General features: G+C 44.6%; 25 protein-coding genes. 20 read left to right on the top strand and 5 right to left on the bottom strand.

What is annotated here, in order from left to right; genetic code table 11:
- The first annotated feature begins 246 nt into the window (after window positions 1-246).
- The 4 genes from R7O03_RS18835 to R7O03_RS18820 all read left to right on the top strand — a co-directional run bounded on the left by R7O03_RS18835 (window position 247) and on the right by R7O03_RS18820 (window position 3,299).
- The gene (locus R7O03_RS18835) at window positions 247-615 is read left to right on the top strand and encodes a hypothetical protein (RefSeq protein ID WP_005378717.1); all 369 of its coding nucleotides are present in this window, start codon (window positions 247-249) and stop codon (window positions 613-615) included.
- Window positions 616-1,696: 1,081 nt separating this feature from the next.
- Complete coding sequence (locus tag R7O03_RS18830; RefSeq protein ID WP_005389670.1) at window positions 1,697-2,317, top strand: lysoplasmalogenase; 621 nt, start codon at window positions 1,697-1,699, stop codon at window positions 2,315-2,317.
- A 69-nt stretch (window positions 2,318-2,386) separates the two neighbouring features.
- Window positions 2,387-2,608 (top strand): YecH family metal-binding protein, encoded by a 222-nt coding sequence (locus R7O03_RS18825; RefSeq protein WP_005378711.1) that lies wholly within the window; start codon window positions 2,387-2,389, stop codon window positions 2,606-2,608.
- 106 nt (window positions 2,609-2,714) lie between these two features.
- Complete coding sequence (locus R7O03_RS18820) at window positions 2,715-3,299, top strand: YhgN family NAAT transporter (RefSeq protein ID WP_005389671.1); 585 nt, start codon at window positions 2,715-2,717, stop codon at window positions 3,297-3,299.
- Between the two features lie 57 nt (window positions 3,300-3,356).
- Here R7O03_RS18820 and R7O03_RS18815 read toward each other — a convergent pair whose 3' ends face one another.
- Both R7O03_RS18815 and rsmD read right to left on the bottom strand, forming a co-directional pair.
- Window positions 3,357-3,623: a DUF1145 domain-containing protein gene (locus R7O03_RS18815; RefSeq protein ID WP_005378704.1), complete on the bottom strand. Its 267-nt coding sequence runs from the start codon at window positions 3,621-3,623 to the stop codon at window positions 3,357-3,359.
- 25 nt (window positions 3,624-3,648) lie between these two features.
- Window positions 3,649-4,248: a 16S rRNA (guanine(966)-N(2))-methyltransferase RsmD gene (rsmD, locus tag R7O03_RS18810; protein ID WP_005378702.1), complete on the bottom strand. Its 600-nt coding sequence runs from the start codon at window positions 4,246-4,248 to the stop codon at window positions 3,649-3,651.
- Between the two features lie 230 nt (window positions 4,249-4,478).
- Here rsmD and ftsY point away from each other — a divergent pair, with 230 nt between their 5' ends.
- The 6 genes from ftsY to glpG all read left to right on the top strand — a co-directional run bounded on the left by ftsY (window position 4,479) and on the right by glpG (window position 10,080).
- Window positions 4,479-5,735, top strand: coding sequence for a signal recognition particle-docking protein FtsY (gene ftsY / locus R7O03_RS18805; RefSeq protein ID WP_318131939.1), 1,257 nt, complete (start codon window positions 4,479-4,481; stop codon window positions 5,733-5,735).
- Window positions 5,736-5,757: 22 nt separating this feature from the next.
- Entirely contained in the window at window positions 5,758-6,432 is a 675-nt protein-coding gene (gene ftsE, locus R7O03_RS18800) for a cell division ATP-binding protein FtsE (RefSeq protein ID WP_005378697.1), read from the top strand.
- Window positions 6,422-7,390, top strand: a complete 969-nt coding sequence (gene ftsX, locus R7O03_RS18795) for a permease-like cell division protein FtsX (protein WP_005378695.1) — start codon at window positions 6,422-6,424, stop codon at window positions 7,388-7,390. The genes ftsE and ftsX overlap by 11 nt, the downstream gene beginning before the upstream one ends.
- Window positions 7,391-7,566: 176 nt before the next feature.
- Window positions 7,567-8,424, top strand: coding sequence for an RNA polymerase sigma factor RpoH (gene rpoH, locus R7O03_RS18790; RefSeq protein WP_005378693.1), 858 nt, complete (start codon window positions 7,567-7,569; stop codon window positions 8,422-8,424).
- Window positions 8,425-8,917: 493 nt separating this feature from the next.
- A complete protein-coding gene (gene glpE, locus R7O03_RS18785; protein WP_005378691.1) occupies window positions 8,918-9,238 on the top strand; it encodes a thiosulfate sulfurtransferase GlpE in 321 nt (106 codons plus the stop codon).
- Window positions 9,238-10,080 (top strand): rhomboid family intramembrane serine protease GlpG, encoded by an 843-nt coding sequence (glpG, locus tag R7O03_RS18780; RefSeq protein WP_318131938.1) that lies wholly within the window; start codon window positions 9,238-9,240, stop codon window positions 10,078-10,080. Before glpE ends, glpG begins: the two co-directional genes overlap by 1 nt.
- Window positions 10,081-10,143: 63 nt before the next feature.
- Here glpG and R7O03_RS18775 read toward each other — a convergent pair whose 3' ends face one another.
- The gene (locus tag R7O03_RS18775) at window positions 10,144-10,554 is read right to left on the bottom strand and encodes a flagellar basal body-associated protein FliL (protein WP_005378687.1); all 411 of its coding nucleotides are present in this window, start codon (window positions 10,552-10,554) and stop codon (window positions 10,144-10,146) included.
- A gap of 161 nt (window positions 10,555-10,715) precedes the next feature.
- On the opposite strand from R7O03_RS18775, the gene R7O03_RS18770 reads away from it, so the two are divergent.
- Together R7O03_RS18770 and ubiA are read left to right on the top strand one after the other, a co-directional pair.
- Window positions 10,716-11,255 (top strand): chorismate lyase, encoded by a 540-nt coding sequence (locus R7O03_RS18770; RefSeq protein WP_005378686.1) that lies wholly within the window; start codon window positions 10,716-10,718, stop codon window positions 11,253-11,255.
- Complete coding sequence (ubiA, locus tag R7O03_RS18765; protein WP_005378684.1) at window positions 11,256-12,110, top strand: 4-hydroxybenzoate octaprenyltransferase; 855 nt, start codon at window positions 11,256-11,258, stop codon at window positions 12,108-12,110.
- 64 nt (window positions 12,111-12,174) lie between these two features.
- Here the strand turns inward: ubiA and plsB are convergent, their stop codons facing one another.
- Window positions 12,175-14,601, bottom strand: coding sequence for a glycerol-3-phosphate 1-O-acyltransferase PlsB (gene plsB, locus R7O03_RS18760; protein WP_053307422.1), 2,427 nt, complete (start codon window positions 14,599-14,601; stop codon window positions 12,175-12,177).
- Window positions 14,602-14,969: 368 nt separating this feature from the next.
- Between plsB and lexA the strand changes: the two genes are divergently transcribed.
- From lexA to dinF, 3 genes are all read left to right on the top strand, one after another.
- The gene (lexA, locus tag R7O03_RS18755) at window positions 14,970-15,590 is read left to right on the top strand and encodes a transcriptional repressor LexA (protein ID WP_005378682.1); all 621 of its coding nucleotides are present in this window, start codon (window positions 14,970-14,972) and stop codon (window positions 15,588-15,590) included.
- A 194-nt stretch (window positions 15,591-15,784) separates the two neighbouring features.
- On the top strand, window positions 15,785-16,579 hold the full coding sequence (locus R7O03_RS18750) for a class I SAM-dependent methyltransferase (protein ID WP_318131937.1): 795 nt from the start codon (window positions 15,785-15,787) through the stop codon (window positions 16,577-16,579).
- Between the two features lie 55 nt (window positions 16,580-16,634).
- Entirely contained in the window at window positions 16,635-17,984 is a 1,350-nt protein-coding gene (dinF, locus tag R7O03_RS18745) for an MATE family efflux transporter DinF (RefSeq protein WP_239939111.1), read from the top strand.
- Window positions 17,985-18,041: 57 nt separating this feature from the next.
- Here the strand turns inward: dinF and sthA are convergent, their stop codons facing one another.
- A complete protein-coding gene (gene sthA / locus R7O03_RS18740; RefSeq protein WP_005389689.1) occupies window positions 18,042-19,472 on the bottom strand; it encodes a Si-specific NAD(P)(+) transhydrogenase in 1,431 nt (476 codons plus the stop codon).
- Window positions 19,473-19,735: 263 nt separating this feature from the next.
- On the opposite strand from sthA, the gene fabR reads away from it, so the two are divergent.
- The 5 genes from fabR (at window position 19,736) to R7O03_RS18715 (ending at window position 24,158) form a co-directional block, all read left to right on the top strand.
- Window positions 19,736-20,377 (top strand): HTH-type transcriptional repressor FabR, encoded by a 642-nt coding sequence (gene fabR, locus R7O03_RS18735; protein WP_005378632.1) that lies wholly within the window; start codon window positions 19,736-19,738, stop codon window positions 20,375-20,377.
- Entirely contained in the window at window positions 20,377-20,742 is a 366-nt protein-coding gene (locus tag R7O03_RS18730; protein ID WP_005378634.1) for a YijD family membrane protein, read from the top strand. Before fabR ends, R7O03_RS18730 begins: the two co-directional genes overlap by 1 nt.
- A 282-nt stretch (window positions 20,743-21,024) precedes the next feature.
- Window positions 21,025-22,284, top strand: coding sequence for a tyrosine-type recombinase/integrase (locus R7O03_RS18725; protein WP_140333542.1), 1,260 nt, complete (start codon window positions 21,025-21,027; stop codon window positions 22,282-22,284).
- 171 nt (window positions 22,285-22,455) lie between these two features.
- Window positions 22,456-23,598 (top strand): ImmA/IrrE family metallo-endopeptidase, encoded by a 1,143-nt coding sequence (locus tag R7O03_RS18720; protein ID WP_249566423.1) that lies wholly within the window; start codon window positions 22,456-22,458, stop codon window positions 23,596-23,598.
- Window positions 23,598-24,158, top strand: a complete 561-nt coding sequence (locus R7O03_RS18715) for a DNA-binding protein (protein WP_275875426.1) — start codon at window positions 23,598-23,600, stop codon at window positions 24,156-24,158. Before R7O03_RS18720 ends, R7O03_RS18715 begins: the two co-directional genes overlap by 1 nt.
- The last annotated feature ends 64 nt before the right edge of the window (window positions 24,159-24,222 follow it).

Below are 24,222 nucleotides of genomic sequence, written 5' to 3'. Positions count from 1 at the left end.
TAATGAAAGGGATATGGAGATTATTCGGCGCACTTCACGATTTATCTTAATGATGCACGATGAAATCGTCGCTTCATCTGCAAGCGAAGTCACTAAAGCTGAACGAAGCGGCTTTCACTTGTTAGGCTATATGAGCTCAAGGGCACAAATTGAAAGTAAAATTGCACTTAACGGCTCGAAAAAGCTCTAAATTTATAGAAGAATAAAAATAATGAACATAGGAAGGGTCTGGTAAGGAGGGTTACGATGTCAGATATTGAAAAAGTAGTCATGCGTACCCGAACGATCGAAAAACTTTTGCGTACTCAGTACCATGCAGAAGGGAAAGGGTTGCACCAACTTATTAATAGTTGTGAAGAACGTTTACCGCATGACGTGATAGCAAAGCTTCGATTCATCGCAACCGTGCGTAACAAAGTGGTGCACGAAGACGATTACAAGCTGGATGATCGTAAAGGCTTTATGGCGGCATGTGATGCTTGTGAAAAAGAGCTGACACCAAGAAGCTCTCGCTTTATTTGGCGTACAGCAATTTTGCTAATGACGTTGATTACGTTGGCCGCTCTTGGTTTCTACTATATGCACTGGGATATTTTGTCTAAGCACATTCAGTAGAGCTATACAGATAAATAAAAAAGGACGCATTTGCGTCCTTTTTTATTTTAAATCATTTGGTTAGTACATCATTGGCAGTGTCATTAAACCCACAACCACTGCAATCATAACCAGCCCTTGTTTTTGAGAAGATGAAATCATAACACTACCCCTTAATCTTTGATGAACTCGATGAATTTAATATAGCACTGTTTTTGGGGTTTGATCAACATATGCTCATTAATCTTTTCAAAAACCACACTTAACTTGTCTGGTTTTACGTGATTCTGACTAATGAAACTATGTTTTTTGTGCTGTATTTAAAGTGTTCACATTGTTTTATTTCTATCCTTTTTTGTTTTAAGTGTATGATTTTATAATGTTAAATGGTTTGTGATGTTGGCTTTGTAATTGTTTTTTGTTTCGAATGGTATGTTGGGTGTTTATTTTGTCTGTATTTCTCAAAAATTGAGAAAATTAAAAAATGTGCTATGAGGTTGCATCGTCAAATCGAAAGCATGGAGTGAGATTTTCTTACCTTATGAGAAAATATGGGCTTCAAAAGTGTTTAGTGATTTTATGGTTTATGAAGTCCGCACTTTTATCTATTATTGAAATTATGGTTTTATTTATCATTGACTTACTTTTCTTGTCTGATGTTTTTTTTACTGAATTAAGGTCGGTTTTCTTAGTTTTTACCCCTAGTCATCAGTAGTTTTTCCTCTCTTAGGGCGCTACTAAGACTATTTTCTATTTTGTGTCTGTTATTTATTCTTGTTGCCTGCATTACATACATCCTGGTGGTTTAATCGTCAGTTTGTGAAGTGGCGGCTTACCTGGAGCACTTATCTGTTTTTCAGTTAAATAGTTTTAGAAAGCGTTGGTTATTGTGTCGTGTGATTTGATGGGTTCGGCTGATGAGCAAAGCTTGGCCCCAATGTTTAGTGGCATCATTCAGGCTCATCGGCTTTATTATTACGTAGGCTGAGGGTTACAAAATGTTTCGAATCGCTAGCGAGATCCAACTTTCGTAGATTGCGTCTTTACATCAAAACTGGTCTACCTAGACTAGCGGCGAGTTTAAGTAAAAGGTGTATACTGCATGTGGAGTTGGCTGGCGATAGGGCTATCAGGTGTGTATTCCGTGTTGGGAGCAAAGCAAGCTAACCCGACACAATCCCTCGTGTTTAAAATCTTTACTCTACTACTTCTTCTTGTGTTGGTGTTAACTCAAGGTGCATCCGCAACATATACCTACTGGATTGCGGGTGGGCTTATTGTGTCTATGGTGGCAGATACGCTGCACTCGTTTAAAACTCGTAAGCTAATCTATTTTACGGCTTATCTGGTTGCCCAGGTATGCTACAGCAAGTCATTTTGGGTGCAGCTTAATGGTGAGATTGTCTGGTGGCTGTTGGCCCTGCTGCTTGCAGCGAGTATCGTAGCGTTCTTTTTGTTGCTACCTCAACTCGACTCTCTGGTATTCCCCGTTGTGATCATGGGGATGATGCTGGTTCAACTTGCTTGGGCTGCCGGTGAAGTTTGGTTACAAGTGCCGAGTTACGCCAATGCTATCGGCTTTAGCGGAACCTTAGTTCTGATCTATTCGGCGCTGGCATACGCGATACACGGTTATCGAAAACCGATGAAACACGCCTATTTGTGGGTGAGTGGCAGTTACTTTTTTGCTCATGCCCTCATTGTTGCCTCAATCATTTACTAATTTAAGTCAAAGCAGCTCTTGAGGATTTCAGTAAACTGAACGCATTGTTCTTAATAACTGGAGTCAATAATGAGTGAAATCCATGCTCACGAGCTGCTAAACCTACTTAGAGAAACGCCAATGGATCGCGAAGCCCTCACACAGCACTTTGGCGCTAGCGTTCGCTTTCACACCTGTAAACTGAATGATCTAGACTTAGATGCATTACTAGCATTTTTGCTCAAGCGCGACAAAATTCGTGAGCTTGAAGGTAAGTTTGTGGTCAATATGGCGCGAGTTTGCAATCACTAAACGGCGGCTAAGATCGAGGGTGAATATGGTGTTTTCGCCCTCAGTCATATACTCATGTTGTCAGTTTGCTATACACTGGCCGCCATTTTTTAGGTGAGGCCAGAATATGGACATTCTTTCTGCAGCGACCATGCTGTTTCTAATCATGGACCCTCTCGGTAACTTGCCGATTGTGTTGTCTATTCTCAAACATATCGACCCCAAGCGTCGTCGTAAGGTATTGATTCGTGAACTACTGTTTGCCTTACTGATCTTGATGCTATTTCTGTTTGCAGGACAAAGCATCTTAAGTTTTTTGCATGTCCAGCCAGAAACGCTCAGCATTTCTGGTGGCATTATTCTCTTCATTATTGCGATTAAGATGATTTTCCCGAGTGCTGGCAGCATCACTGGACTGGCAGCAGGCGAGGAGCCCTTTATTGTTCCGATGGCCATTCCTATGATCGCAGGCCCTTCAGTGATTGCAGCCTTGCTTTTACTGTCTTCGCAACATCCAGAGAAAATGTTGGAAATGTCAGCATCAGTCGTAATTGCGTGGGGCGCAACATTTTTTATACTGATGTTTTATGGCTTCTTTAATCGCTTGTTGGGTGAACGTGGCTTGAAGGCGGTAGAACGCTTAATGGGCTTGTTACTGGTGATGATCTCCACTCAAATGTTCTTGGATGGTGTAAAAAGTTACATTGGGTGACGAACGAAACGCAGAAAAAAAGCCGCTCACAAGAGCGGCTTTTTCGTATCTGAGCGATTACATCATGTGTTTACGACGAATATCGAGTAGGGCAAAAATACCAAAAATCAGGATTGAATATTTTTCCCAACTGCTCATTTTTATTTTGTCGCCAAATGCACCAATGAAGATGGCCATTTGTAAACCGTGCATGATGAACAAAAAAGCGGTCATGATGTAAAGCGCAATCGCGGCATTGCCGGGAAAGGGCATAAAAATATTTAGGATTAATACTAACCAAACAAAGGCGATAGCCGCTTTGGCCAGCATAATTAGTGCTTTCATTTAAGTATCCTTTTAAATCGAGGCGTTATGCGGAGGTACGTTCGTACAGACGATAGCTCACTTGGCCTGCTGTTTTTTCCCGATGTAATTGCCAGTTTTCTGGTAAGTCGGCAATATTGAGTTCTTTTTCTGTTTCAATATAAATCATCGCATCTTCCGCGAGCCAGCCATTTTGTTCTAGCAGAGCCACGGTCTCATCCAATAGACCTTTGCGAAACGGTGGGTCAATAAACACCACATGGTGAGCAGAACCCGGTTGCTTCAAAAAACTCAGTGCGTCGGTATTTACCACTTGGATGTTGTTCGCGTTAAGAGAGGCAACATTCTTTTGTAACTGTTGGAAAGCTTGTGGGTTTAGCTCAACCATGGTCACTTGCTCTGCTTGGCGCGAAGCTGACTCAAATCCCAAGCCGCCAGAGCCAGCAAACAAGTCGAGACATTTTGCCTGTGGTACATCTTGAGCTAACCAGTTAAACAGCGTTTCTTTGACGCGATCGGTCGTGGGGCGTAAGCCTTCAGCATCGTGTACAGGAAGTTTTCTGCCTCTCCATAAGCCACTAATAATGCGAACAAAGCCCGTTGTTGGCTTTTTTTGTGATGAGTTTTGCTGGCGACGTCTTACCATAGATTTTTTGACCGCTAATAAAGTGATACTATATCTAATCGCCCAAGCAATGAGCTTGGAGCTTGGATACAGCCCAGAATATTCAAGATGACAGAGTGTAACACTAATAAGATTAGAATTACCTAATCGGAAAGTTTTCAGAACTTTGTCATTAGCCTTTTTTAGACAGATAATAATCTTGTCAAAAAAGAGTCATTAATAGATAAAAGAACAATCTAGGATAGCCCCAGATGACGGAAAAAAAGAAGCGCGGATTACTTTCGTGGCTAGGTTTTGGTGACGAAGAACAAAGCCCAAAACCAAAAACTGAAGAAACAGTAAAAGAAGAAGCAGTGGAAGCGCCTTCTGAAGAGCAGCAAACCGAAGCGGTTGCTGAGCAAGCGGAAGCAACACCAGAACTTGAAGAAGAAGAGAAACAATCAGAGGCTGCCCCAGCAGAAGCAGAAGCAGAAGCAGAAGCAGAAGCAGAAGCAGAAGCAGAAGCAGAAGCAGAAGCAGAAGCAGAAGCAGAAGAGCCAGAAGTCGTATCGGCCGCGCCTCGTGTTCAAGAACAAGAAAAGCCAACAGAAAGCTTTTTTGCTCGTCTTAAACGCAGCCTAAGCCGAACAAAAGCAAATATTGGTGCTGGCTTCTTCGGTCTGTTCAGCGGTAAGAAAATCGATGAAGACTTATTTGAAGAGCTAGAAGAGCAACTGCTTATTGCTGATGTGGGCATGAATACCACAACAAAAATCATCAACAACCTGACAGAAAAAGCCACACGTGGCGATCTGAAAGACGGCGAAGCCCTTTATGGTTTGTTGAAAGAAGAAATGGCTGAGATTCTTTCTAAAGTCGAACAGCCACTAGAAATCGATAGCAACAAAACGCCTTACGTCATCTTGATGGTGGGTGTAAATGGCGTGGGTAAAACCACGACCATCGGTAAGCTAGCGAAGCAGTTCCAAACTCAAGGCAAAAAAGTGATGCTTGCAGCGGGAGATACTTTCCGTGCCGCAGCGGTTGAGCAGCTACAAGTGTGGGGTGAACGTAATAATGTTCCTGTGATTGCTCAACATACTGGCGCAGACAGTGCCTCTGTTATCTATGATGCGATTGAAGCGGCAAAAGCACGTGGTGTGGATGTGGTGATTGCTGATACAGCAGGTCGTCTACAGAACAAAGCGAACCTAATGGAAGAGCTGCGTAAGATTGTACGTGTGATGAAGAAAATTGATGAATCTGCACCACATGAGATCATGCTAACGCTTGACGCAGGTACAGGACAAAATGCCATTAGCCAAGCGAAACTTTTCAGTGATGTTGCCCCTCTAACCGGGATTACTTTGACTAAGCTGGATGGTACAGCCAAGGGCGGCGTAATTTTCGCTATTGCTGATCAGTTCGGTATTCCAATTCGTTACATTGGTGTGGGTGAAGGTATCGAAGACTTGCGTCCATTTGAAACTCAAGAGTTTATTGACGCACTGTTTAGTCGTGAAGAATAAAAAGAGTTAGAGGAAATCAACGGTGATCAAATTTCAGCAAGTAAGCAAAGCTTACCGAGGTGGTCGACAAGCACTGCAAAAAGTCGATTTTCACCTGAGGCGCGGTGAAATGGCGTTTTTAGGCGGACATTCCGGGGCTGGTAAAAGTACCTTGCTGAAATTGATCTGCGCGATAGAGCGACCAACCGATGGCAAAATCCATTTTAATGGCCACGACATCACGCGTATTCCAGGCAAAGACATCCCTTTTTTGCGCCGCAATATTGGGATTGTTTTTCAAGATCATCGCCTATTGATGGATCGCAGTGTGTACGACAATGTCGCTCTACCAATGCGTATCGAATCGATTTCTGAAAACGAAATCAAACGCCGTGTTTCTGCGGCGTTAGATAAAACGGGCTTACTCGATAAAGCTCGTTGTCTACCTAGTCAACTTTCTGGTGGTGAACAACAGCGCGTCGGTATTGCCCGTGCTGTGGTTAATCGACCAACGTTGCTGGTGGCTGATGAGCCTACGGGTAACCTTGACCCAGAATTATCCAACCGTGTGTTGCGTCTATTCGAAGAATTTAACCGTGCGGGCGTGACTATCCTACTTGCCACGCACGATGTGGGGTTAGTAAACACTCGCCCACAGTATCGTCATTTTGAATTGAACCAAGGCTTCCTAAGTGAGGTAGAAGACTATGGCAGGTAACAAGCACTCCCAAAAGAAGGGGAAAGGCCGCAGTGCCAAGCGTGCGAATACCGATGGTTTTTTCTCTGTCCACGCAAAACAAGCTAAATCCTCTTTTAGCGCTTTATGGCAACGACCACTAGGCAACATTCTGACCCTAGCGGTCATCTCCATGGCACTTGCCATGCCAGCTTGTTTGTATCTATTGGGGAAAAACGTTGCAGGGGCAGCGGAAGATGTCGCTTCTCCTTCACAAGTTAGTGCTTACTTAGTTGAAGGCATGCCGGATGCGCGAGTTATGGTTCTCAAAGATCAAATTGAAACTTGGCCTTTGGTAAAAGAGGTAGAATATATTTCACCGCAACAAGGTCTATCTGATTTAAGCCAATATGCAGGGTTCGACCAAGCTATCAGTCTTTTAAGTGGCTATGCGCTTCCTGGTGTGTTGGTGATTACGCCAGATTCGGAGCTAAAAAGTGATATTCAGTCATTAGCCAAAGACGTTCGAGAGCAACAAGATGTGACCGACGTGAGACTTGACGAAGACTGGCTGGCGCGTCTTGATGCCATCAAAACTCTCGCGAGTATTATTGTCATTACCCTGACAGTGCTGATGCTCGGTGCGGTATTTTTAATCGTTGGCAATACATTGCGATTTAATGTGCTGGCGAATAAAGAAGAGATTCAAACCATGAAACTGATCGGTGCGACGGACAGTTTTATTCTGCGCCCTTACTTGTACACAGGTATGTGGTTTGGCGTGTTAGGTGCCACTATTGCGTGGTTGGTAACGGCTTTAGTGACCATTGTCATGAATAGTGCGGTGGAAGACCTTGCTGCGTTGTACGATAGCCAGTTCCGCCTGATTGGTCTAAGTTGGGATGAATCTTTGTTATTAATCATCATTGGGAGTCTTTTGGGATGTATTGCGGCGCGTTTTTCTGCGCAACGACATTTAAAAGAAATTGAACCAGTTTAAGTGATGGCGGTCTTATTACTTGGATTTCATTAGCACTAGCTAATTTTGAACCCTTGCTTAGACCAAATGTTTATGGATAATTGCTTCCCCTTCTTGAAACTTGTTCATTTTGAGTTCAAGATATCGAAGCTAAATTGCAATGTAATGCTCCAGATCAGAGATTGATGAGGAATTGAATGACAAAAGAAGCGTATCCGATGGCTCTAGTCACGCAAGATAGCCTTGATAGCTATATTCGCTCAGTAAACAGCTACCCAATGCTGACTGCAGACGAAGAGCGTGAGCTGGCAGAACGATTACACTATAAAGGTGAGATTGAGGCTGCAAAAGGTCTAATTCTTTCGCACCTACGATTCGTTGTTCACGTTGCTCGTGGTTACTCTGGCTACGGTTTGCCAATGGCGGATCTTGTGCAAGAGGGTAACATCGGTCTAATGAAAGCCGTTAAGCGTTTTAACCCAGAAGTAGGGGTTCGCTTGGTTTCTTTTGCTGTCCACTGGATCAAAGCAGAGATCCACGAATACGTGCTACGTAACTGGCGTATCGTGAAAATTGCGACCACTAAAGCGCAACGTAAATTGTTCTTCAACCTGCGTAAGTCGAAAAAGCGCTTGGGTTGGTTTAACAACGGTGAAGTGGAAACCGTTGCGCGCGAGTTAGGTGTTGAGCCTTCTGAAGTTCGCGAGATGGAATCACGCTTAGCGGCGGTGGATTCAACCTTTGATATGCCAACTGATGAAGACGACAGCTCAAACGCTTACACAGCGCCGATGCTATACCTAGAAGACAAATCGTCTGATGTGGCCGACAATATTGAAGCCGCCAACTGGGAAATGCACACCAACAATCGCTTGGGTCATGCATTAGCGAGTTTGGATGAGCGTAGTCAGCGCATCGTGCGTTCTCGTTGGTTAGATGATGAGAAAGCAACATTGCAAGACTTAGCTGATGAGTTCGGTGTTTCCGCCGAGCGTATTCGCCAGCTAGAAAAAAATGCAATGAAGAAACTAAAATTGGCCGTGGGTGAATTTTAATTTCCACTGCTAATTGAAAGTAAGATTTTCATAGAAAGCCGAGATCATGTGATCTCGGCTTTTTTATTGTCGATCGAAAATCGATAGCGTTTGCGATCCGGATTTTATGTGCTACCTGTGTATAACTCTGTGAAGTAATTATTTATCAACTGTTCGAAACCCGGACAAAATAAGGGATTCAAGCACTTTTCCATCTGGGGATAGTTATAGATATACACACAGTTAGATCAGGATCATCACTACATATTGTGGATCAAAAGATCCAAATACACTTTATCAACGCAATTCACAGCTTTATCCACAAATGGTTGGAATGTGTACACTTTTGAAAACCCTGATTATCCATGTGTCTAAGTTTGCCGTTGGATAGGTTACAATAGCGGCAGTATACCCAAGCAGCTTCAAATATGGATTTTATGCTGTACCACGGGCGCTGATTAGTACGTTAGGTTCGAGGTTGCTTGGGTATATTAATAAGACAATGAGAAAGTAAATGGATCAGTTTAAGCATATCGATGTACAAGGTGCGCAAGCGCTGCTCGAGCAGGGTGATGCGAAGCTTGTAGATATCCGTGACCCTCAATCGTTTGCCGTTGCGCATGCGGAGTCCGCGTATCACTTAACTAACGATACGATCGTTGCGTTTATGGATGAAGTGGAGTTCGAACAACCTATTCTAGTGATGTGTTACCACGGCATTAGTAGCCAAGGTGCGGCGCAATATTTGGTTAACCAAGGCTTTGAACAGGTGTACAGTGTAGATGGTGGCTTTGAAGCCTGGCATCGAGCAGAACTACCGATAGTGAGAAGTTAATGAAGAGATTGGTAACGTTAAATAATCCACGTATGGCGCAAGCCTTTATTGATTATATGGCCTCTCGCCAAATTGACATCGAAATGATGCCAGAAGTGGATGGGCAATTTGCGCTGTGGCTGACTGATAGCCAGCATGAAATAGAAGCGGAAGCCGAACTTAAGCTGTTCCTTGCTAACCCGTCTGATTCAAAATACAGCGCCGCCTCGTGGGACGTTGCCGATACTCGTAAGAGCACATTTCATTATTCCAGCCCGAGTATCATAAGCATGGTCAAAGCGAAAGCTGGCCCCATGACTTTGCTGATCATGACAGTCTGTATCATCATCTACTTGTTACAAATGTTTGGCTTTGGCAATGGCGTGTTTAAGTTGTTGCACTTCCCGGCTTTTGAGGGGCAACAATGGCAAGTGTGGCGATGGCTAAGTCATGCGTTACTGCACTTTTCAGTAACTCACATCGTGTTTAACTTACTATGGTGGTGGCAGTTGGGTGGCGACATCGAACGTCGTCTCGGTTCCGGTAAGCTATTGCAACTCTTTGTGGTGTCGGCAGCGCTTTCAGGGGCAGGCCAGTTCTATGTTGAAGGGGCTAACTTCGGCGGCTTGTCTGGCGTGGTCTATGCACTGCTTGGTTATTTGTGGATATTGGGTTACCGCTTGCCACATTTAGGCCTTACGCTACCCAAGCCAATTATCGTCTTTATGTTGGTATGGTTAGTTCTTGGTTTTGTGCAGCCATTTATGGCGATTGCAAACACCGCTCACTTAGTTGGGCTACTGTCGGGGATGGCGATTGCGCTGTTTGATTCAGGCAAGATGAAATACCAACAGCAAGCCTAAAGCAGATGAAATGAAAAGACCGCTCAAGAGCGGTCTTTTTTTATGTTCAAAACGGATTTGGGTTTATTGATAAAGGTATTTTGTAAACAACAAATCGGCAATGATGGTTTTACCTGTTTCAGGCAAAAGCGTTTCGTTGAGGGTCGTCACTAAGGTTTTGCGCAGATCTTCTCGGCCAGACAGGGACTTAATCGTATCTTCTGTTTGCTTACCCAATAATTCAATCACTGCATCGCGAATCAAAGGTTGGTGATGCTCAACAACTGATAAATCTTGTTGACTCATTACCATGATGTCGATGCGCACTTGCACATAACCTAACTTTTTGCCTTTGGTATAAAAGTTAGTAGTGAGGTCAGGCTCTAGGGTAAAGTATGCCAACTTAGGTCCAGCTTCTTCCGTTTCAGCCCAACTTGGTGCGGCGAATAGTATGGTTAACGCAAAAATAATTTGGGCTATATAACGTTTGTACATATTTCTAACTTTTCTTTCTCTGGATCGCGATATTCGAATCGCTTCAGTCTTGATACAATGGGCCGTCTATAACAAATAACGGAACTTACGGTTACATACATTACTATGGACGGTAAGTTGTTGCTTTATTGTACGCATAAAGCCTCCAATTGAATACTAGTATGAATCAGCCAACATCACTCTATCTTGCTTCTTTATTGGAAGTAGAGTGGCAAAACCCCGAAGAATTCGAATTTCCAAATGAATTTGCCAAGCACTGGCTTGAAGAGCAAGGGTCTTTGTCACGTCGTTTAAAACAGCACTGCCAAGCGTTAACGGTAGAATTGCTACAAAATCAGATCGTCACAGCAGCGACATTAAAACAGGACGAAAGCCAGTTATTGTCCGAACAAGATTGCTTACTGAGAGAGGTAATTTTGTGCGGTGACAATAATAACTGGGTTATTGGGCGGACATTGATTCCTCGCTCAACCTTAGTTGATCAGCAGTACGATTTGGCTCAACAAGGGGATATCCCATTAGGACTAACTGTGTTCAGCGCAGATAACGTTGAGCGGGACTCTTTGCAAATGGGATGGGTAGCCGTACCAGAAGGACGTTTGTTAGCGCGACGCTCAAGGTTGTGGATGAATCACAAACCGATGCTAGTCGCCGAGTTATTCTTATCTAATTCACCAGTTTACGCTAAGGAGACAGTGTAAATGTCCGCAGAAAAAGCCAAAGCATATTGGCAACTGATGCGCATGGATCGCCCGATTGGTTCACTGTTACTGATGTGGCCAACGATTTGGGCGCTAATTATCTCAGCCCAAGGGATGCCGAGTTGGGATGTATTTATCGTGTTTGTATTGGGGGTATTCCTAATGCGTAGTGCGGGGTGCGTGATTAATGATTTTGCTGACCGCAAAGTCGACGGCCATGTAAAACGTACCAAACAACGTCCACTGCCATCAGGGAAAGTGACAGCAAAAGAAGCGATTGGATTATTTTTGGTTTTGGGTATCAGCTCGTTTTTGTTAGTGCTGACCATGAACCCGCTGACGATTCAGCTATCCTTCGCTGGTATTGTGTTGGCGTTCATCTATCCATTTATGAAGCGTTACACTCATATTCCACAGCTATTTTTAGGCTTGGCTTTTAGCTGGGCGATTCCAATGGCTTGGGCTGCACAAACTGGGGAATTACCATTGATTGTTTGGTTTTTGTTCCTCATTAACGCTTTGTGGACCATTGCGTACGACACTCAATATGCGATGGTAGACCGAGATGATGATCTAAAGATTGGCATTAAATCGACGGCAATTCTGTTTGGTCGTCATGACAAGCTTATTATTGGTGTGTTGCAACTGATTACACTCGCGATGTTGGTTTGGTTAGGGCAGTTCTATCAATTGGGACAAAGTTACTACTGGACCCTTTTGATTGCAGCGTCGTTGTTTGTTTATCAGCAGCACTTAATTCGTCACCGTGAGCGTGAGTTGTGCTTTAAGGCTTTCCTTAACAACAATTATGTTGGCATGGTGATAGCGATAGGGTTACTGGTCGCATTTTGGTAAGCGAAGAAATAGAAAAAGGCATCCGATTGGATGCCTTTTTTCTTATTGAAAGAAGATAAAACGGTTACGACCGAAGTTGGTGAATACTCTCTTCGATCGTCAGTTTCACTTCTGGATAAAGCAGAGTGAACAGTAGTCGTGCAAATTGCTGCGTTTTCTTCGTGTCACAGTTACCATCGTTATCGAGGTATTTTTGCTGTTTGAGCGTATTGAACATCGCGGTAAACACACCTTTATCGAAGAATTCTGGCGCATTAATACCGTGCAAACGCCCTAGGCGCTGAGCAATATCTTGGCTCTTCTGCTCTAGGTCCGATTTACCGAGTTCAGGGTAAGCAACAAGCAAGTTCATCGCGATAGAGTAGCGTTGCAGCGTTTCAGTTATCGTTCGACCTAACAGAACCAAAGGCTGGTTGTTCGATTGATTGATCTCTAGCTTATCACCATCAAGACTAATCATTTTCTGATCGGCAAATTCATGCAGTGTTTTAACGACCAATTCATCCAACTCGTCTTCTTGGTAACTTAAGAACAACTCTTTCTTCAAGAATGGGTAGATTTGTGCGACATTCGCTTGAATCTTGGCTACCGAAAGGTTGCGCTGACGAATGAGCATTTGGGCAATTAATGACGGCAGAGCGAACAAGTGAATGATGTTGTTGCGATAGTAAGTCATCAGGATCGATTGGCTACGGTCCAGCGAAATGATGTCACCCATGCTATCGGTTTCAATCACGAACTTATCAAGCGAAATTGCATGATCAACCAACTCCTCAGCACTTTCGGTAGGGATAGTGGAGGTGCTTGAGTACGGATTATTTTTGAGTAGCTTTAAGTAACACTCGATCTGATTGATCAGCGAGTCACGAGAAAGTGCACGTTGACGAGAAGCAAGCAGTGCGGTTGCACACAAGGTCAACGCGTTTGCTGCCGCCGCATCATTGATGTGCGTCATCATCTTATTAGCAAGGTCGTTGACCACAGGATTCATCCATTGTGGTTTGTTACCACCCATGCTGTCGATGTCTTTCGTCCACTCAGGAGCATGCTCGTTCAAGTATTGGTTGAGCTGAATTGGCTCACCGAAGTTCACATAGCCCAAACCAAAGTTACGCAGTTTACGCAGAGTACGCAGTACAAGCCCTGCGTTTTCTTTCTCTTTGCGTTTGCCACGCAGCTCTTTCGCGTAAGTGCCCACTTCCATCACGTGCTCGTAGCCGATGTAGACCGGCACTAGTGTTACTGGGCGGTTTAGACCACGTAGCATTGCTTGGATGGTCATAGCCAGCATACCCGTTTTCGCTTGCAGTAAGCGACCTGTACGTGAACGACCACCCTCACTGAAGTACTCGACTGAATAGCCTTTGGCAAACAGCTCAGCTAGATACTCACGGAAAATGGTTGAGTACAGTTTGTTGCCTTTAAAACTACGACGAATAAAGAACGCCCCACCACGACGGAAAAGCGGACCGGCCGGGAAGAAGTTCAAGTTAATGCCTGCCGCAATGTGCGGAGGCACCATGCCTTCATGGTATAAAACATAAGACAACAGCAGGTAGTCCATATGACTACGGTGACAAGGAACGTACACAATTTCGTGGCCGTCTTGCGCTAAACGACGCACAGTCGAGGCGTTATTGATGTGCAAACCTTGGTATAGTTTTGTCCATAACCAACTCAGGATGCGGTCGCCGTTTTTCACCAGACTATAGGAGAAGTCGGCAGCGATTTCATCCATGATGTCGTGGGCTTCTTTACGTGCCTTATCAATCGAGATGTTTTTGCTCTTGGCTTCGTCAGCAATCGCCAGTTCAATAGCTGGAGACTTTAGTAAACGAGCAAACAACACTTGGCGTTGTGGCAGGTTTGGGCCTGAAGCAGCCAGTTTCTGGCGTGAGAAGTGGATACGCGCCACGCGAGCCAGTTTGTGCGCAATTGCGCTGTCGGTACCGTGAGAGTCTGCCATATAACGCAGAGATACCACGGGACTAAAGCGAACTAAGCAGTCGCGTCCCGCCGCCATTACCGCTTTGGCTTTTTGCGGACCATTCATCGGTTGAAGGTAAGGCTTTTGGTTCTCTTCTTTACCTGGCTTACGCCCCCAAAGCACGGTTGCAGGGATCATTTGAACATCCAACTCACTATCCAGTTTGTGCAGTTCCAGTAAGTCAGTGAACAGAGAGACAGAATCGGTTGGGACATCATTATCGTTGTTCATCACAGTTGGACGCGCAGCGATAAAGACGAAACGGTTCAGCGTTTTGCCATTGATTTCCAGCGGGCTGAGCGGGTCGGGTAGACCAAGGCTCATGGCTTGTTTTTGCAGTGTCAGCAAATCCACGTTCGAGCGGAACGGCAGGGCATATACAATCGGTTTAGTTAGGTCGATGTTCAGATCTTCAATCGGGTTCGACGGGATTGTGGTGCCCTTTACCAGTACCGATAAAGGTAGTTTTAGTAATGAACGTGAAAATGATTGTCCAGAAGACATAAAGTTCACAGCCTCAATAGGTATTCAAACAGGCCTAACCTTATTTCAGTTTCCGCTTTGCATGTCTTCTCTATAAAAAGAGATGAGTACGGCAATAGAAATAAGCCTAGGCGATAAAATTTAAGCGCTGCAAGGATACCAGAAACTGGTCAAACCTTTTAATTTTATTGGCTGTAAATTAGTCGAACCCCTAAGTTATTGCTTTGACTTGATTAACTGAAAAGTCGGTGTTTTAAACGAATAAAGAATGAACTTAATCGGTAAGCTGAAAGCTCTCCACAAATAAATTAAAAAACAACCAATTGGGTTTTCATTTGAGCATTTACTGGATATACTCACAGTTAACTGTATAAAAAGACAGGTGAGACATGAAGCCGTTAACGCCACGCCAACAACAAGTCTTCGATTTGATTAAAAGTAAAATCGACGACACCGGAATGCCACCAACTCGTGCAGAGATTGCGCGTGAGCTTGGCTTCCGCTCTGCGAATGCCGCAGAGGAACACCTAAAAGCGCTTGCTCGTAAGCAAGCAATTGAAATTATTCCAGGCGCTTCTCGTGGGATTCGTATCCTGCTTGAAGACGCAGCCAATGATGAGCAGGGTTTGCCATTGATTGGTCAAGTTGCAGCGGGTGAGCCAATTCTGGCTCAAGAGCACGTAGAGGCGCACTACCAAGTCGATCCTGCGATGTTCAAACCGCAAGCGGATTTCTTACTTCGTGTAAATGGCGAGAGTATGAAAGACATCGGGATTATGGATGGCGATCTGCTCGCGGTGCATAAAACCCAAGACGTGAGAGACGGTCAAGTTGTCGTTGCGCGTGTTGATGATGATGTGACTGTGAAGCGTTTGGAGCGCAAAGGTTCAACCATATTACTGCATGCTGAGAATGAAGAGTTTGCCCCAATCCAAGTGGACTTAACGTCTCAGCACCTTACGATTGAAGGCTTAGCCGTTGGTATTATTCGTAATACCGATTGGATGTAAGTGTATTTAAGCAGCCCAGTTGATCTGGGCTGTTTTGTCTTTTCTCTTCTTTTCTCTTTTTCTACTTCCTCCAAAAGCTTGCTCATCATCTTGACCTTGTTTGTTTTGACCAATTTATAAGCTTGATAATGTAATTGATATTCATTATCATCTTTATTAATGTCTATGTTTTCTCTCTGGCGCAGGAAATGCCCATGTCTCAGTCTAAACATCAAGTTCCTAACCATCTATTGAAGCCACTGTTATTGCGTAGCCGTGAAAGCATGGTCGACAATGGCTTGGTGTACGATCCGATAGCTGCTAAAGCGTGTTTGAGCTGTAAGATGGCGCCGGATTGTTTGAGTGGTGATATTGCGCAGAAGCAATTGCTGCACGTGACGCTGACTCAGCTTTGTGACCAGCAGGTTAACCACTTCTTACAGCAGTATCCCGATGCCTGGATAATCAATGTTGGAGCTGGGTTGGATACCCGCTTTTATCGTTTGGATAATGGACGCTGCCATTGGATAGAGCTGGATGTGACGGAAAATTTGGTATGGCGTCAGCGCTTGTTCCACAAAAATGAACGTTATGAACATCGCTGTGGCAGTGTGGATGAAATGTCGTGGCTAGAGACGTTAGCCATTCCAGAGCAAGCACCGGTACTCATTTTATGTGAAATGGCACTGCTCGATTGCACAGAGCGTCAAGTCGCGAAATTTATTCAAACCTTGGGTCGATATTTTGTCTCTGCTGAACTGTGTATGGTGCTGGCAGGAGATTTAACGGAAACCAAGTGGGGACAAAAGCTTGGCTCTGATCGCTATGCACATGGCTTTGAATCGCCCGCAGAACAGATATTGCAATGGTTACCATGGGCACAGTGGGTGAAAGCTTTTTCGCCATTCGATAGATTCTGTTCTCGTTGGAAAGCTTGGCAGCGTTGGCTTAATAAGATTCCAATGTTGAAGCATCGCCTCACGCCAGTCCTCGTTCATATCAAGTGGTAATTGGCTAGTCGTTAAGCGCTCAGGTACACTCGTCGATCTTACTGATGAGGTGCCTGTGATAAATTCAATCTTCTCTCCTTTATCTAACCCAAAAGTTCATCGCCAAGTCTTAGCTTTAGCGATACCTATGGTGCTGTCGAATATTACTGTTCCATTGCTCGGTTTGGTCGATGCTGCGGTGATTGGTCATCTAGACCACGCTTGGTATTTGGGTGGTGTTGCGTTGGGCAGCACCATGATCAGCGTGACGTTTTGGCTGCTTGGTTTTTTGCGTATGTCGACTACTGGGTTGGCGGCGCAGTCCTATGGCGGTGAAGACCGAAAGCAACTTGCCTTGGTGTTTATGCAAGGCTCACTTATGGCGCTGCTGTTTGCGTTAGTCTTCCTTATTGCCCATAACCCGATTGCTGATTTGATCTTTGGCTGGAGTGACGCCAGCGCAGAGGTAAAACACTACGGCATGCAATATTTCTCTATCCGTGTGTGGAGTGCCCCCGCTGCGCTAATGAACTTTGTGTTGTTGGGGTGGCTGCTCGGGACGCAAAATTCCAAAGCACCAATGTGGATGGTGATCATCACCAACGTGACGAATATTGCCCTCGATTTGTTGTTTGTGATTGGTTTGGGGTGGAAAGTAGAAGGCGCTGCGCTGGCATCGGTGATTGCTGACTACTCAGGCATGGGTTTTGGTCTCATGTGTGTCTGGAAAACCTGGCGAGAGAGACAATTACCATCACCTCAAAAGTTGCTAGCCAGCACTCAACACGGTTTAGGGCGCTTCGTGAAATTGAATCGCGATATTTTCTTGCGCTCTTTGTGTCTGCAAGCGGCTTTTAGCTTTATGACGTTCCAAGGTGCGAGCTTTGGTGATGAGGTTGTCGCTGCAAATGCGGTTCTGATGAGCTTCCTGATGATTATCTCGTATGGCATGGATGGCTTTGCTTACGCAATGGAGGCCATGGTCGGGAAGGCGATTGGTGCCAAAGATAGGCAACAATTGAGTGAATCGCTTGTCGGCACTTTCTTTTGGAGTTTGGTTATTTGTTTAGGACTGACCGCGCTCTTTGGTTTGGCGGGATCGCAGTTGATCGCCATGATCACTTCAATTGAGGCGGTACAACAGCAAGCAGCGGTGTATCTACCTTGGCTGGTGGTGATGCCACTTGCGTCGATGTGGTGCTTTCTATTGGATGGCATTTTTGTCGGTGCAACCAAAGGCAAAGACATGCGCAATAGTATGTTTGTCGCGACCAGCAGTTTCTTTGTTGTCTTTTACTTATTCGCCGAGTGGGAAAATCACGCGCTGTGGTTTGCAATGACGAGCTTTATGTTGATGCGGGGTATTGGTTTAGGGGTTATCTTTCTCTACCAATGGCACAAGGATACCTTCCTCGCACAATGTTGATATAAAAACAGCAGGTCCAAGCCTGCTGTTTTTCTGTCTGCTATCAAGAAGCATAGATTAGAACAAGCGGTTCAAACCATTCAACGCAGCGACACGATACGCTTCGGCCATTGTTGGATAGTTGAAGGTGGTATTGACGAAATACTCGATGGTATTCGCTGAGCCTTTTTGCTCCATAATGGCTTGACCGATGTGGATAATTTCCGCGGCACGTTCGCCAAAACAGTGAATCCCTAAAATTTCTTTGGTTTCACGATGGAACAATATCTTCAAGCTACCGATGTCTTTCCCTGCGATCTGTGCACGAGCTAGATGCTTGAACGAAGAGCGTCCTACTTCATACGGTACTTTCGCAGCTGTTAGCTCTTGCTCGGTTTTACCCACAGAGCTAATCTCTGGGATGGTGTAGATACCCGTTGGAATATCATCAATCAGGTAGTTTTCTGCCTGACCTTTCGTAATGGCTTGTGCGACAAATCGCCCTTGGTCATAAGCGGCGCTTGCAAGGCTAGGGTAACCGATGACATCGCCTACAGCGTAAATGTGTTCGATATCGGTTTGGTAGTTACGGTTTACTTTTAGTTGTCCGCGAGAGTCCGCTTCCAGACCCACTGCACCCAAATTCAACTTATCGGTGTTACCTGTTCGACCATTCGCATACAACAAGCAGTCTGCCTTCATCTTCTTGCCAGATTGTAGGTGAATAATCACGCCATCTTCTGTGCCTTCGATTTTTTCATAGGTCTCATCATTACGAATTACCACACCACTGTTCCAGAAGTGGTAAGACAGCGCATCTGACACTTCGTTATCCAAAAACTCCAACAAGCGGTCTCGGGTATTGATAAGGTCGGTTTTCACTCCAAGGCCGCGGAAGATAGAAGCGTATTCACAACCGATAACGCCCGCACCGTAAATGATGATATGGCGAGGGTCGTGTTTCAGGCTCAAAATGGAATCACTGTCGTAGATGCGCTCATGCAAGAAATCTACGTCGTTAGGCTGATACGGGCGAGAACCCGTCGCGATGACAAACTTATCCGCAGAATAGATTTCTTCTGTACCGTCGCTTTGCATCACTGCAATTGAGTAGTTATCGATAAATCGCGCGGTTCCGAACAAAAGTGTGCATGAGTTACGGTCATAAAAGCCCTGACGAAGTCGAGTTTGCTTATCAATGACCGATTTAGCATGACCTAAAATGTCAGAAAATGTTGCATGAACGCTGGTGTTGTTTCGACAAAATAGCGGGTTGCTATTAAATTCGATGATGCGGCTAACGGCATGACGCAGTGCTTTTGATGGAATGGTACCCCAGTGAGTACAACCGCCGCCGACACTGCTTTCTTTCTCGACAATGGCAACATTCAGTCCCGCTTTGGTTAATCCCATTGCAGCCCCTTCTCCGCCAGGGCCACTACCGATTACGATCACGTCATAGTGATTAACATGCGCCATGATGCCTTCCTTGTTATATTTGCTTAACATTGCTTTAGCGCGATTTTAACTCATTTACTCTATTGGTACACGTAATGCCTGTTAGAGAGTGGAAGTGATCACGCAGAATCGACCAAAAGGGTGATTTGGTATGTTGTATGTCTATAAATTGCATCGAGAACATTGCAATTAGATGCATGCCAATAGTAACGTTCTCGGCGCTCAGAGCGAGCGAAGCAACATATCTTTCTCCGTAGGAGCAAATTGCGTTATATTGAGGCTCTTGTACCCTACAGAAAAAGAGCAAGTTAAGAATGAAATCGATGGGAATCCGCGCACAGCAAAAAGAGAAGACACGTCGATCATTGATCGATGCGGCATTTAGTCAGTTAAGTGCGGATCGCAGCTTTTCCAGCCTTAGCTTGCGAGAAGTCGCCCGAGAGGCAGGGATTGCACCGACTTCTTTTTACCGTCACTTCAAAGATATGGATGAGCTAGGCTTAACCATGGTTGATGAAGGCGGTTTGCTACTACGCCAACTGATGCGTCAGGCGCGTCAACGTATTGTGAAAGAAGGTAGCGTAATTCGTACCTCGGTCGAAACCTTTATGGAATTCATTGAAAGTAGTCCGAACGTTTTTCGTTTGTTGTTGCGTGAGCGCTCCGGCACTTCTGCTGAATTTCGTACCGCTGTTGCTCGAGAAATCCAGCATTTTGCGGCAGAATTAACCGAGTATTTAATGAGCACCGGCGTGACCAGAGAAGAGGCGTATACTCAAGCAGAAGCGTCTGTGACTTTGGTTTTCAGTTCGGGCGCTGAAGCTTTAGATTTAGATCGACGTGAGCGCGATGAACTCGCCGAGCGATTGATCATGCAATTGCGAATGATAGCCAAAGGGGCCTATTGGTATCGCAAAGAACGTGAACGTAACCGATTAAAAGGCGGGATAGAATAATGTCGAATGGAAATAAATCTGAAAAGAAAACGCTGATTTTGGCACTGGTTGCAGGTATGTGTGGTGATGCTTTGTTGTCATGGTTGACCATGAGTGAAGTGTCTTTTTCAATCTTCCCATTGATTGCACTCGTACTGGCTGTACAAGCTCTTTACCAAGAGTACCTAAATAATCCGGTATCAGAAGATATCCCATTAGTTGGCTTGGCGTGTTTCTTCGTAGGTGCGTTTGGTCACTCTGCGTTTATTAAAGCGCAATACCCAGAAGCAGGCTCAAACTTCTTTGCGATCATGGTTTCAATGATTTTACTCGCATGGATTGGTAAGAAGTTAGGTTTTGTCAGCAAGAAGACTTCTGCGGAATAAGCAAAACGAATCAAATTAAAAAGCGAGCCATTGAGCTCGCTTTTTTTGTATTTGACGCCGTGGGTTACACTTTGCGTTCCAATAGCACGCCCGCTTCCATGTGGTGGGTAAATCGAACTCTGAATCTTGTGGTGTCTTCTAAAATCCAAATGTGTATTTTAATTTATTGTTTTTATTTGAATTTTAATTGTTGATTGTCCAGGGGTGTCTTTAGCCGTACAATGAAAACTCGTCTTTCCCCGTACCCCGCGCCGTACCCAGAAATGCAGAGGTTTTTAAACCATGACCAAGCGAATTAGCACCAATGCCACGTTGCAATCATTGAAAGCACAAAACAAAGAATACTTAGTTCCAGATAAGAAAATTGAAGGATTGAATATTCGTGTTCGCCCAACGGGCACTATGACTTGGATCTTTCGCTTTCAGGTTGGCAAAAAACACGAAAAAATCACTATGGGGCGGTATGTTAAGTTGAAACCGGAAACGGGGATGACACTTGAACAGGCTCGAACAGAAGCGGGGCGTTACCGCAGTTGGCTGGAAAATAATAAGAATCCGAAGCTGGAACTAGCGCGAGAGCAGCGCGAGCAAGAGGAAGCGAAAACCTTTGACGATGCTTTTGCCAGTTTTGATGAAAAGCGTTTATCTAAGCAGCTGCGGGGAGAGCAGGCGAGGGCGACCTACACCCGCGATATCAAACCGTTTCTAGGTCACATCAAACTAGAAGAGTTGAGAATTCATGATCTCAATAAAGTGTTTGATGCCAAGGTTGATGAGAGTGGAAAAAGAAAGGCGGGTGCGATTAGTGCATGCCATAGAATAATCAATCAGGTGCTCAACCATGCGCTAGCTTTGAATATGCTCGGCGCTCACCCTGCACCACATTTGAAATCCAAGGATGTCGGTGGTGGCTCTAAGGTCACAAAACGCAACTTGAGCTTTTCAGAGTTGAAGACTTTGCTAACCAGTTTGCCTTCTTGGCGTACAGAGCCCTCAAACGTCCGTTTAATGCAGTTTTTGCTTGGGTGTGGGCAACGTATTAGTGCCGTGCTTGAAATGCGCTGGAGTGAGATAGATTGGCAAGAAAAGGTATGGTTGTTACCTGCCAGCTCTGAGGAGCGCCACACCAAAAGTCAGGAGAGTCGGAAAGTACCATTAAGCGATTACCTGTTGGCGCTTCTTAAAGAGCAACGTGAGAGCGTACCAAGCAAATGGAAACTTGTTTGGCCTCAGCTTTTGGCCGATAAGGTTCAGGAACCCGCAGCAGTACGTGCGCTAATTAAACGTAACTTACCGGATGATTTTGAGCGTTTCTCACCACATGATCTGCGCCGCACCTTTATCAGTCGTTGCAGTGAAATGGGGTTAGATATTGTGGCGATTGAAAAGACGGTTGGCCACCAGCTACCAGGCATGTTGCGGGTATACAACCATCACGATTACCTTGAAGAGCAGTTAGTGGTATTACAAGCCTGGGGCGAGAAGTTACAATCTCTGACGGTTGCCAATGTAGTGCCGTTGGAAAAAACGAAATCAGCTTGAGATTCTATGAACATAGTAATCAAAGTGAGTATCATTTGTAGTGCGGCTTTTGTTCATCGGTGTCTTCTCTTTTCATGCCACTGTTTGAATTAATGATTATTTTTATATAATTTAGGTTTTGAGTAAGTCCTCTTAACTTGACAAAACTTGACCTGGTCATATACTCACCACATGCAAAAAGTACTTAATATAGAAAACGCTACTGAAGCGATGCAAAAGAAGGGACTGACACAGACCGCTGTGGCAGAAGGTCTTGCTGTATCCAAAGAAGCGGTTTCTCAGTGGCTAAATGCCAAGTCATTTCCACGCCCGAACAAGCTACTTCAGCTTGGCAAACTGCTGGGTTTGACGTTTGATCAGCTTGTTATCAAACAAGAGCTTAATGCTCCAAAAGTAGCCTTTCGTAAAAAGGGCTCAGCAAAAACAAAAAGCCATCATGTAGAGAAAGCTCAGGAGATGGGACGTTTTTTACGTCATCTTGTGCCTTACCTTCCTTTTGATACTTTTGAAATGCCTCCTGTACTTAAGTCGCCAAATTGTGACTATGACTATTTACATAAAGTAGCGGCAAAGGTGCGGGAAGACATAAATGTAGGGCCGACGGATAAGATTGATTTCAAACATCTGATTCGCCGTTTCAGTGAATTACAGGCGGTTGTCATTCCTGTTTTATGGGGTACAAAGCAACGCCATGAGAACGCTATCCATATCTACTTACCTGATTCTCAAAGTACTTGGGTTTATCTGAATCTTGATACCAATATCCATGATTTCAAGTTTTGGATGGCGCATGAGTTGGGACATTGTATGTCTCCTAGATTGGAAGGCGATGAGGCTGAAGATTTTGCTGATGCATTTGCTGGTTGCTTATTATACCCGGCAGAATTGGCAGAACAGGCTTACAAGGAACTAGTTGCAGTAGCTACTCCTTCAGCAAAAATAAATAGACTAAAAGAGTTGGCCGAGAAACAGGTTATCTCGCCAAACTCAGTGCTTCAGCAAGTCAACAAATATGCGCTTCGAATGGGGTACCCAGAGATAAAAATGGGTAACTCATTTTTTGCTGCAGTAACGAAATTCAATCAACAGTATCCCAACTTAAGCGAAGCTCTATTTAAGCCTACTGGTCTTGATGAACAAGGCAACCCCACAGCAAGAGCTTATATTGACTTAGCCAATGAGGGTTTTGAAACACCAATATTTGAACTTCTAAAAGCCTACATCAAAGAGCACAACAAAGGACCAGGATTTGTGCAAACTGTGCTGGATATGCCACTGCTTGATGCCCGGAGTATCCACACAGAGTTGACCTGATGCCTCAATCCAAGATTCTTGTAGATACCAACGCCTACCTTCGATTGGCAAAAACGATAAGACCACTGTTGTTCGTCTCTTTTGGGGACGAACAGTACTGCTTGTATATTTTACCCGAACTGAATGAAGAACTGGCTGGCCGAAAACTTCAAAGCAAGTTTCCTTGGACGGAAGACGACGAGTTTCTTGAAAACCGGAAACACTTTCCAAGTATTAGCCGAAAGCAGAAGCAGTCCATCAAAGATACATTTGAGTACGTCTGGGATTATGTCCAAACTGACCTGTCCGGTCCTTCTCGAGTGGATGCTTGGTATATTGCTTACGCCCTTGAACTTGGTGTCCCTGTCGTTACCGATGATCAAGATATGAGCGAATTGGCACGTGTGTTTGAGGCGCAGGTGATGTCGACACTAGAGTTACTTAAAATAATGCTGGATTGTGGTCATGCTGATATGAAAACAATCGATGCACTGTGTTCTTACTGGCAACACATATCGGATATGCCAGCGAAATTCCACTCAGATTATCCTCGCCTTTTTGGCAAATCACCGCCGCTTTAAATATCAGCTGGTTACTATTCTGGGTTAAACTACCCGCAGACTTAAATGTTATTCAATGACTGTA

The sequence above is a fragment of the Vibrio sp. Vb2960 genome (genome assembly GCF_033337665.1).
Lineage (GTDB): Bacteria > Pseudomonadota > Gammaproteobacteria > Enterobacterales > Vibrionaceae > Vibrio > Vibrio alginolyticus.
Note: the sequence above shows the minus strand (reverse complement) of the source record. Positions and strands in the feature narration are given on the sequence as shown.

Coding starts and splice junctions, on each gene's coding strand:
- R7O03_RS18835 (WP_005378717.1), top strand. CDS start 247: ATGTCAGATATTGAAAAAGTAGTCATGCGTACCCGAACGATCGAAAAA.
- R7O03_RS18830 (WP_005389670.1), top strand. CDS start 1,697: ATGTGGAGTTGGCTGGCGATAGGGCTATCAGGTGTGTATTCCGTGTTG.
- R7O03_RS18825 (WP_005378711.1), top strand. CDS start 2,387: ATGAGTGAAATCCATGCTCACGAGCTGCTAAACCTACTTAGAGAAACG.
- R7O03_RS18820 (WP_005389671.1), top strand. CDS start 2,715: ATGGACATTCTTTCTGCAGCGACCATGCTGTTTCTAATCATGGACCCT.
- R7O03_RS18815 (WP_005378704.1), bottom strand. CDS start 3,623: ATGAAAGCACTAATTATGCTGGCCAAAGCGGCTATCGCCTTTGTTTGG.
- rsmD (WP_005378702.1), bottom strand. CDS start 4,248: ATGGTAAGACGTCGCCAGCAAAACTCATCACAAAAAAAGCCAACAACG.
- ftsY (WP_318131939.1), top strand. CDS start 4,479: ATGACGGAAAAAAAGAAGCGCGGATTACTTTCGTGGCTAGGTTTTGGT.
- ftsX (WP_005378695.1), top strand. CDS start 6,422: ATGGCAGGTAACAAGCACTCCCAAAAGAAGGGGAAAGGCCGCAGTGCC.
- rpoH (WP_005378693.1), top strand. CDS start 7,567: ATGACAAAAGAAGCGTATCCGATGGCTCTAGTCACGCAAGATAGCCTT.
- glpE (WP_005378691.1), top strand. CDS start 8,918: ATGGATCAGTTTAAGCATATCGATGTACAAGGTGCGCAAGCGCTGCTC.
- glpG (WP_318131938.1), top strand. CDS start 9,238: ATGAAGAGATTGGTAACGTTAAATAATCCACGTATGGCGCAAGCCTTT.
- R7O03_RS18775 (WP_005378687.1), bottom strand. CDS start 10,554: ATGTACAAACGTTATATAGCCCAAATTATTTTTGCGTTAACCATACTA.
- R7O03_RS18770 (WP_005378686.1), top strand. CDS start 10,716: ATGAATCAGCCAACATCACTCTATCTTGCTTCTTTATTGGAAGTAGAG.
- ubiA (WP_005378684.1), top strand. CDS start 11,256: ATGTCCGCAGAAAAAGCCAAAGCATATTGGCAACTGATGCGCATGGAT.
- plsB (WP_053307422.1), bottom strand. CDS start 14,601: ATGTCTTCTGGACAATCATTTTCACGTTCATTACTAAAACTACCTTTA.
- lexA (WP_005378682.1), top strand. CDS start 14,970: ATGAAGCCGTTAACGCCACGCCAACAACAAGTCTTCGATTTGATTAAA.
- R7O03_RS18750 (WP_318131937.1), top strand. CDS start 15,785: ATGTCTCAGTCTAAACATCAAGTTCCTAACCATCTATTGAAGCCACTG.
- sthA (WP_005389689.1), bottom strand. CDS start 19,472: ATGTTAAGCAAATATAACAAGGAAGGCATCATGGCGCATGTTAATCAC.
- fabR (WP_005378632.1), top strand. CDS start 19,736: ATGAAATCGATGGGAATCCGCGCACAGCAAAAAGAGAAGACACGTCGA.
- R7O03_RS18730 (WP_005378634.1), top strand. CDS start 20,377: ATGTCGAATGGAAATAAATCTGAAAAGAAAACGCTGATTTTGGCACTG.
- R7O03_RS18725 (WP_140333542.1), top strand. CDS start 21,025: ATGACCAAGCGAATTAGCACCAATGCCACGTTGCAATCATTGAAAGCA.
- R7O03_RS18720 (WP_249566423.1), top strand. CDS start 22,456: ATGCAAAAAGTACTTAATATAGAAAACGCTACTGAAGCGATGCAAAAG.
- R7O03_RS18715 (WP_275875426.1), top strand. CDS start 23,598: ATGCCTCAATCCAAGATTCTTGTAGATACCAACGCCTACCTTCGATTG.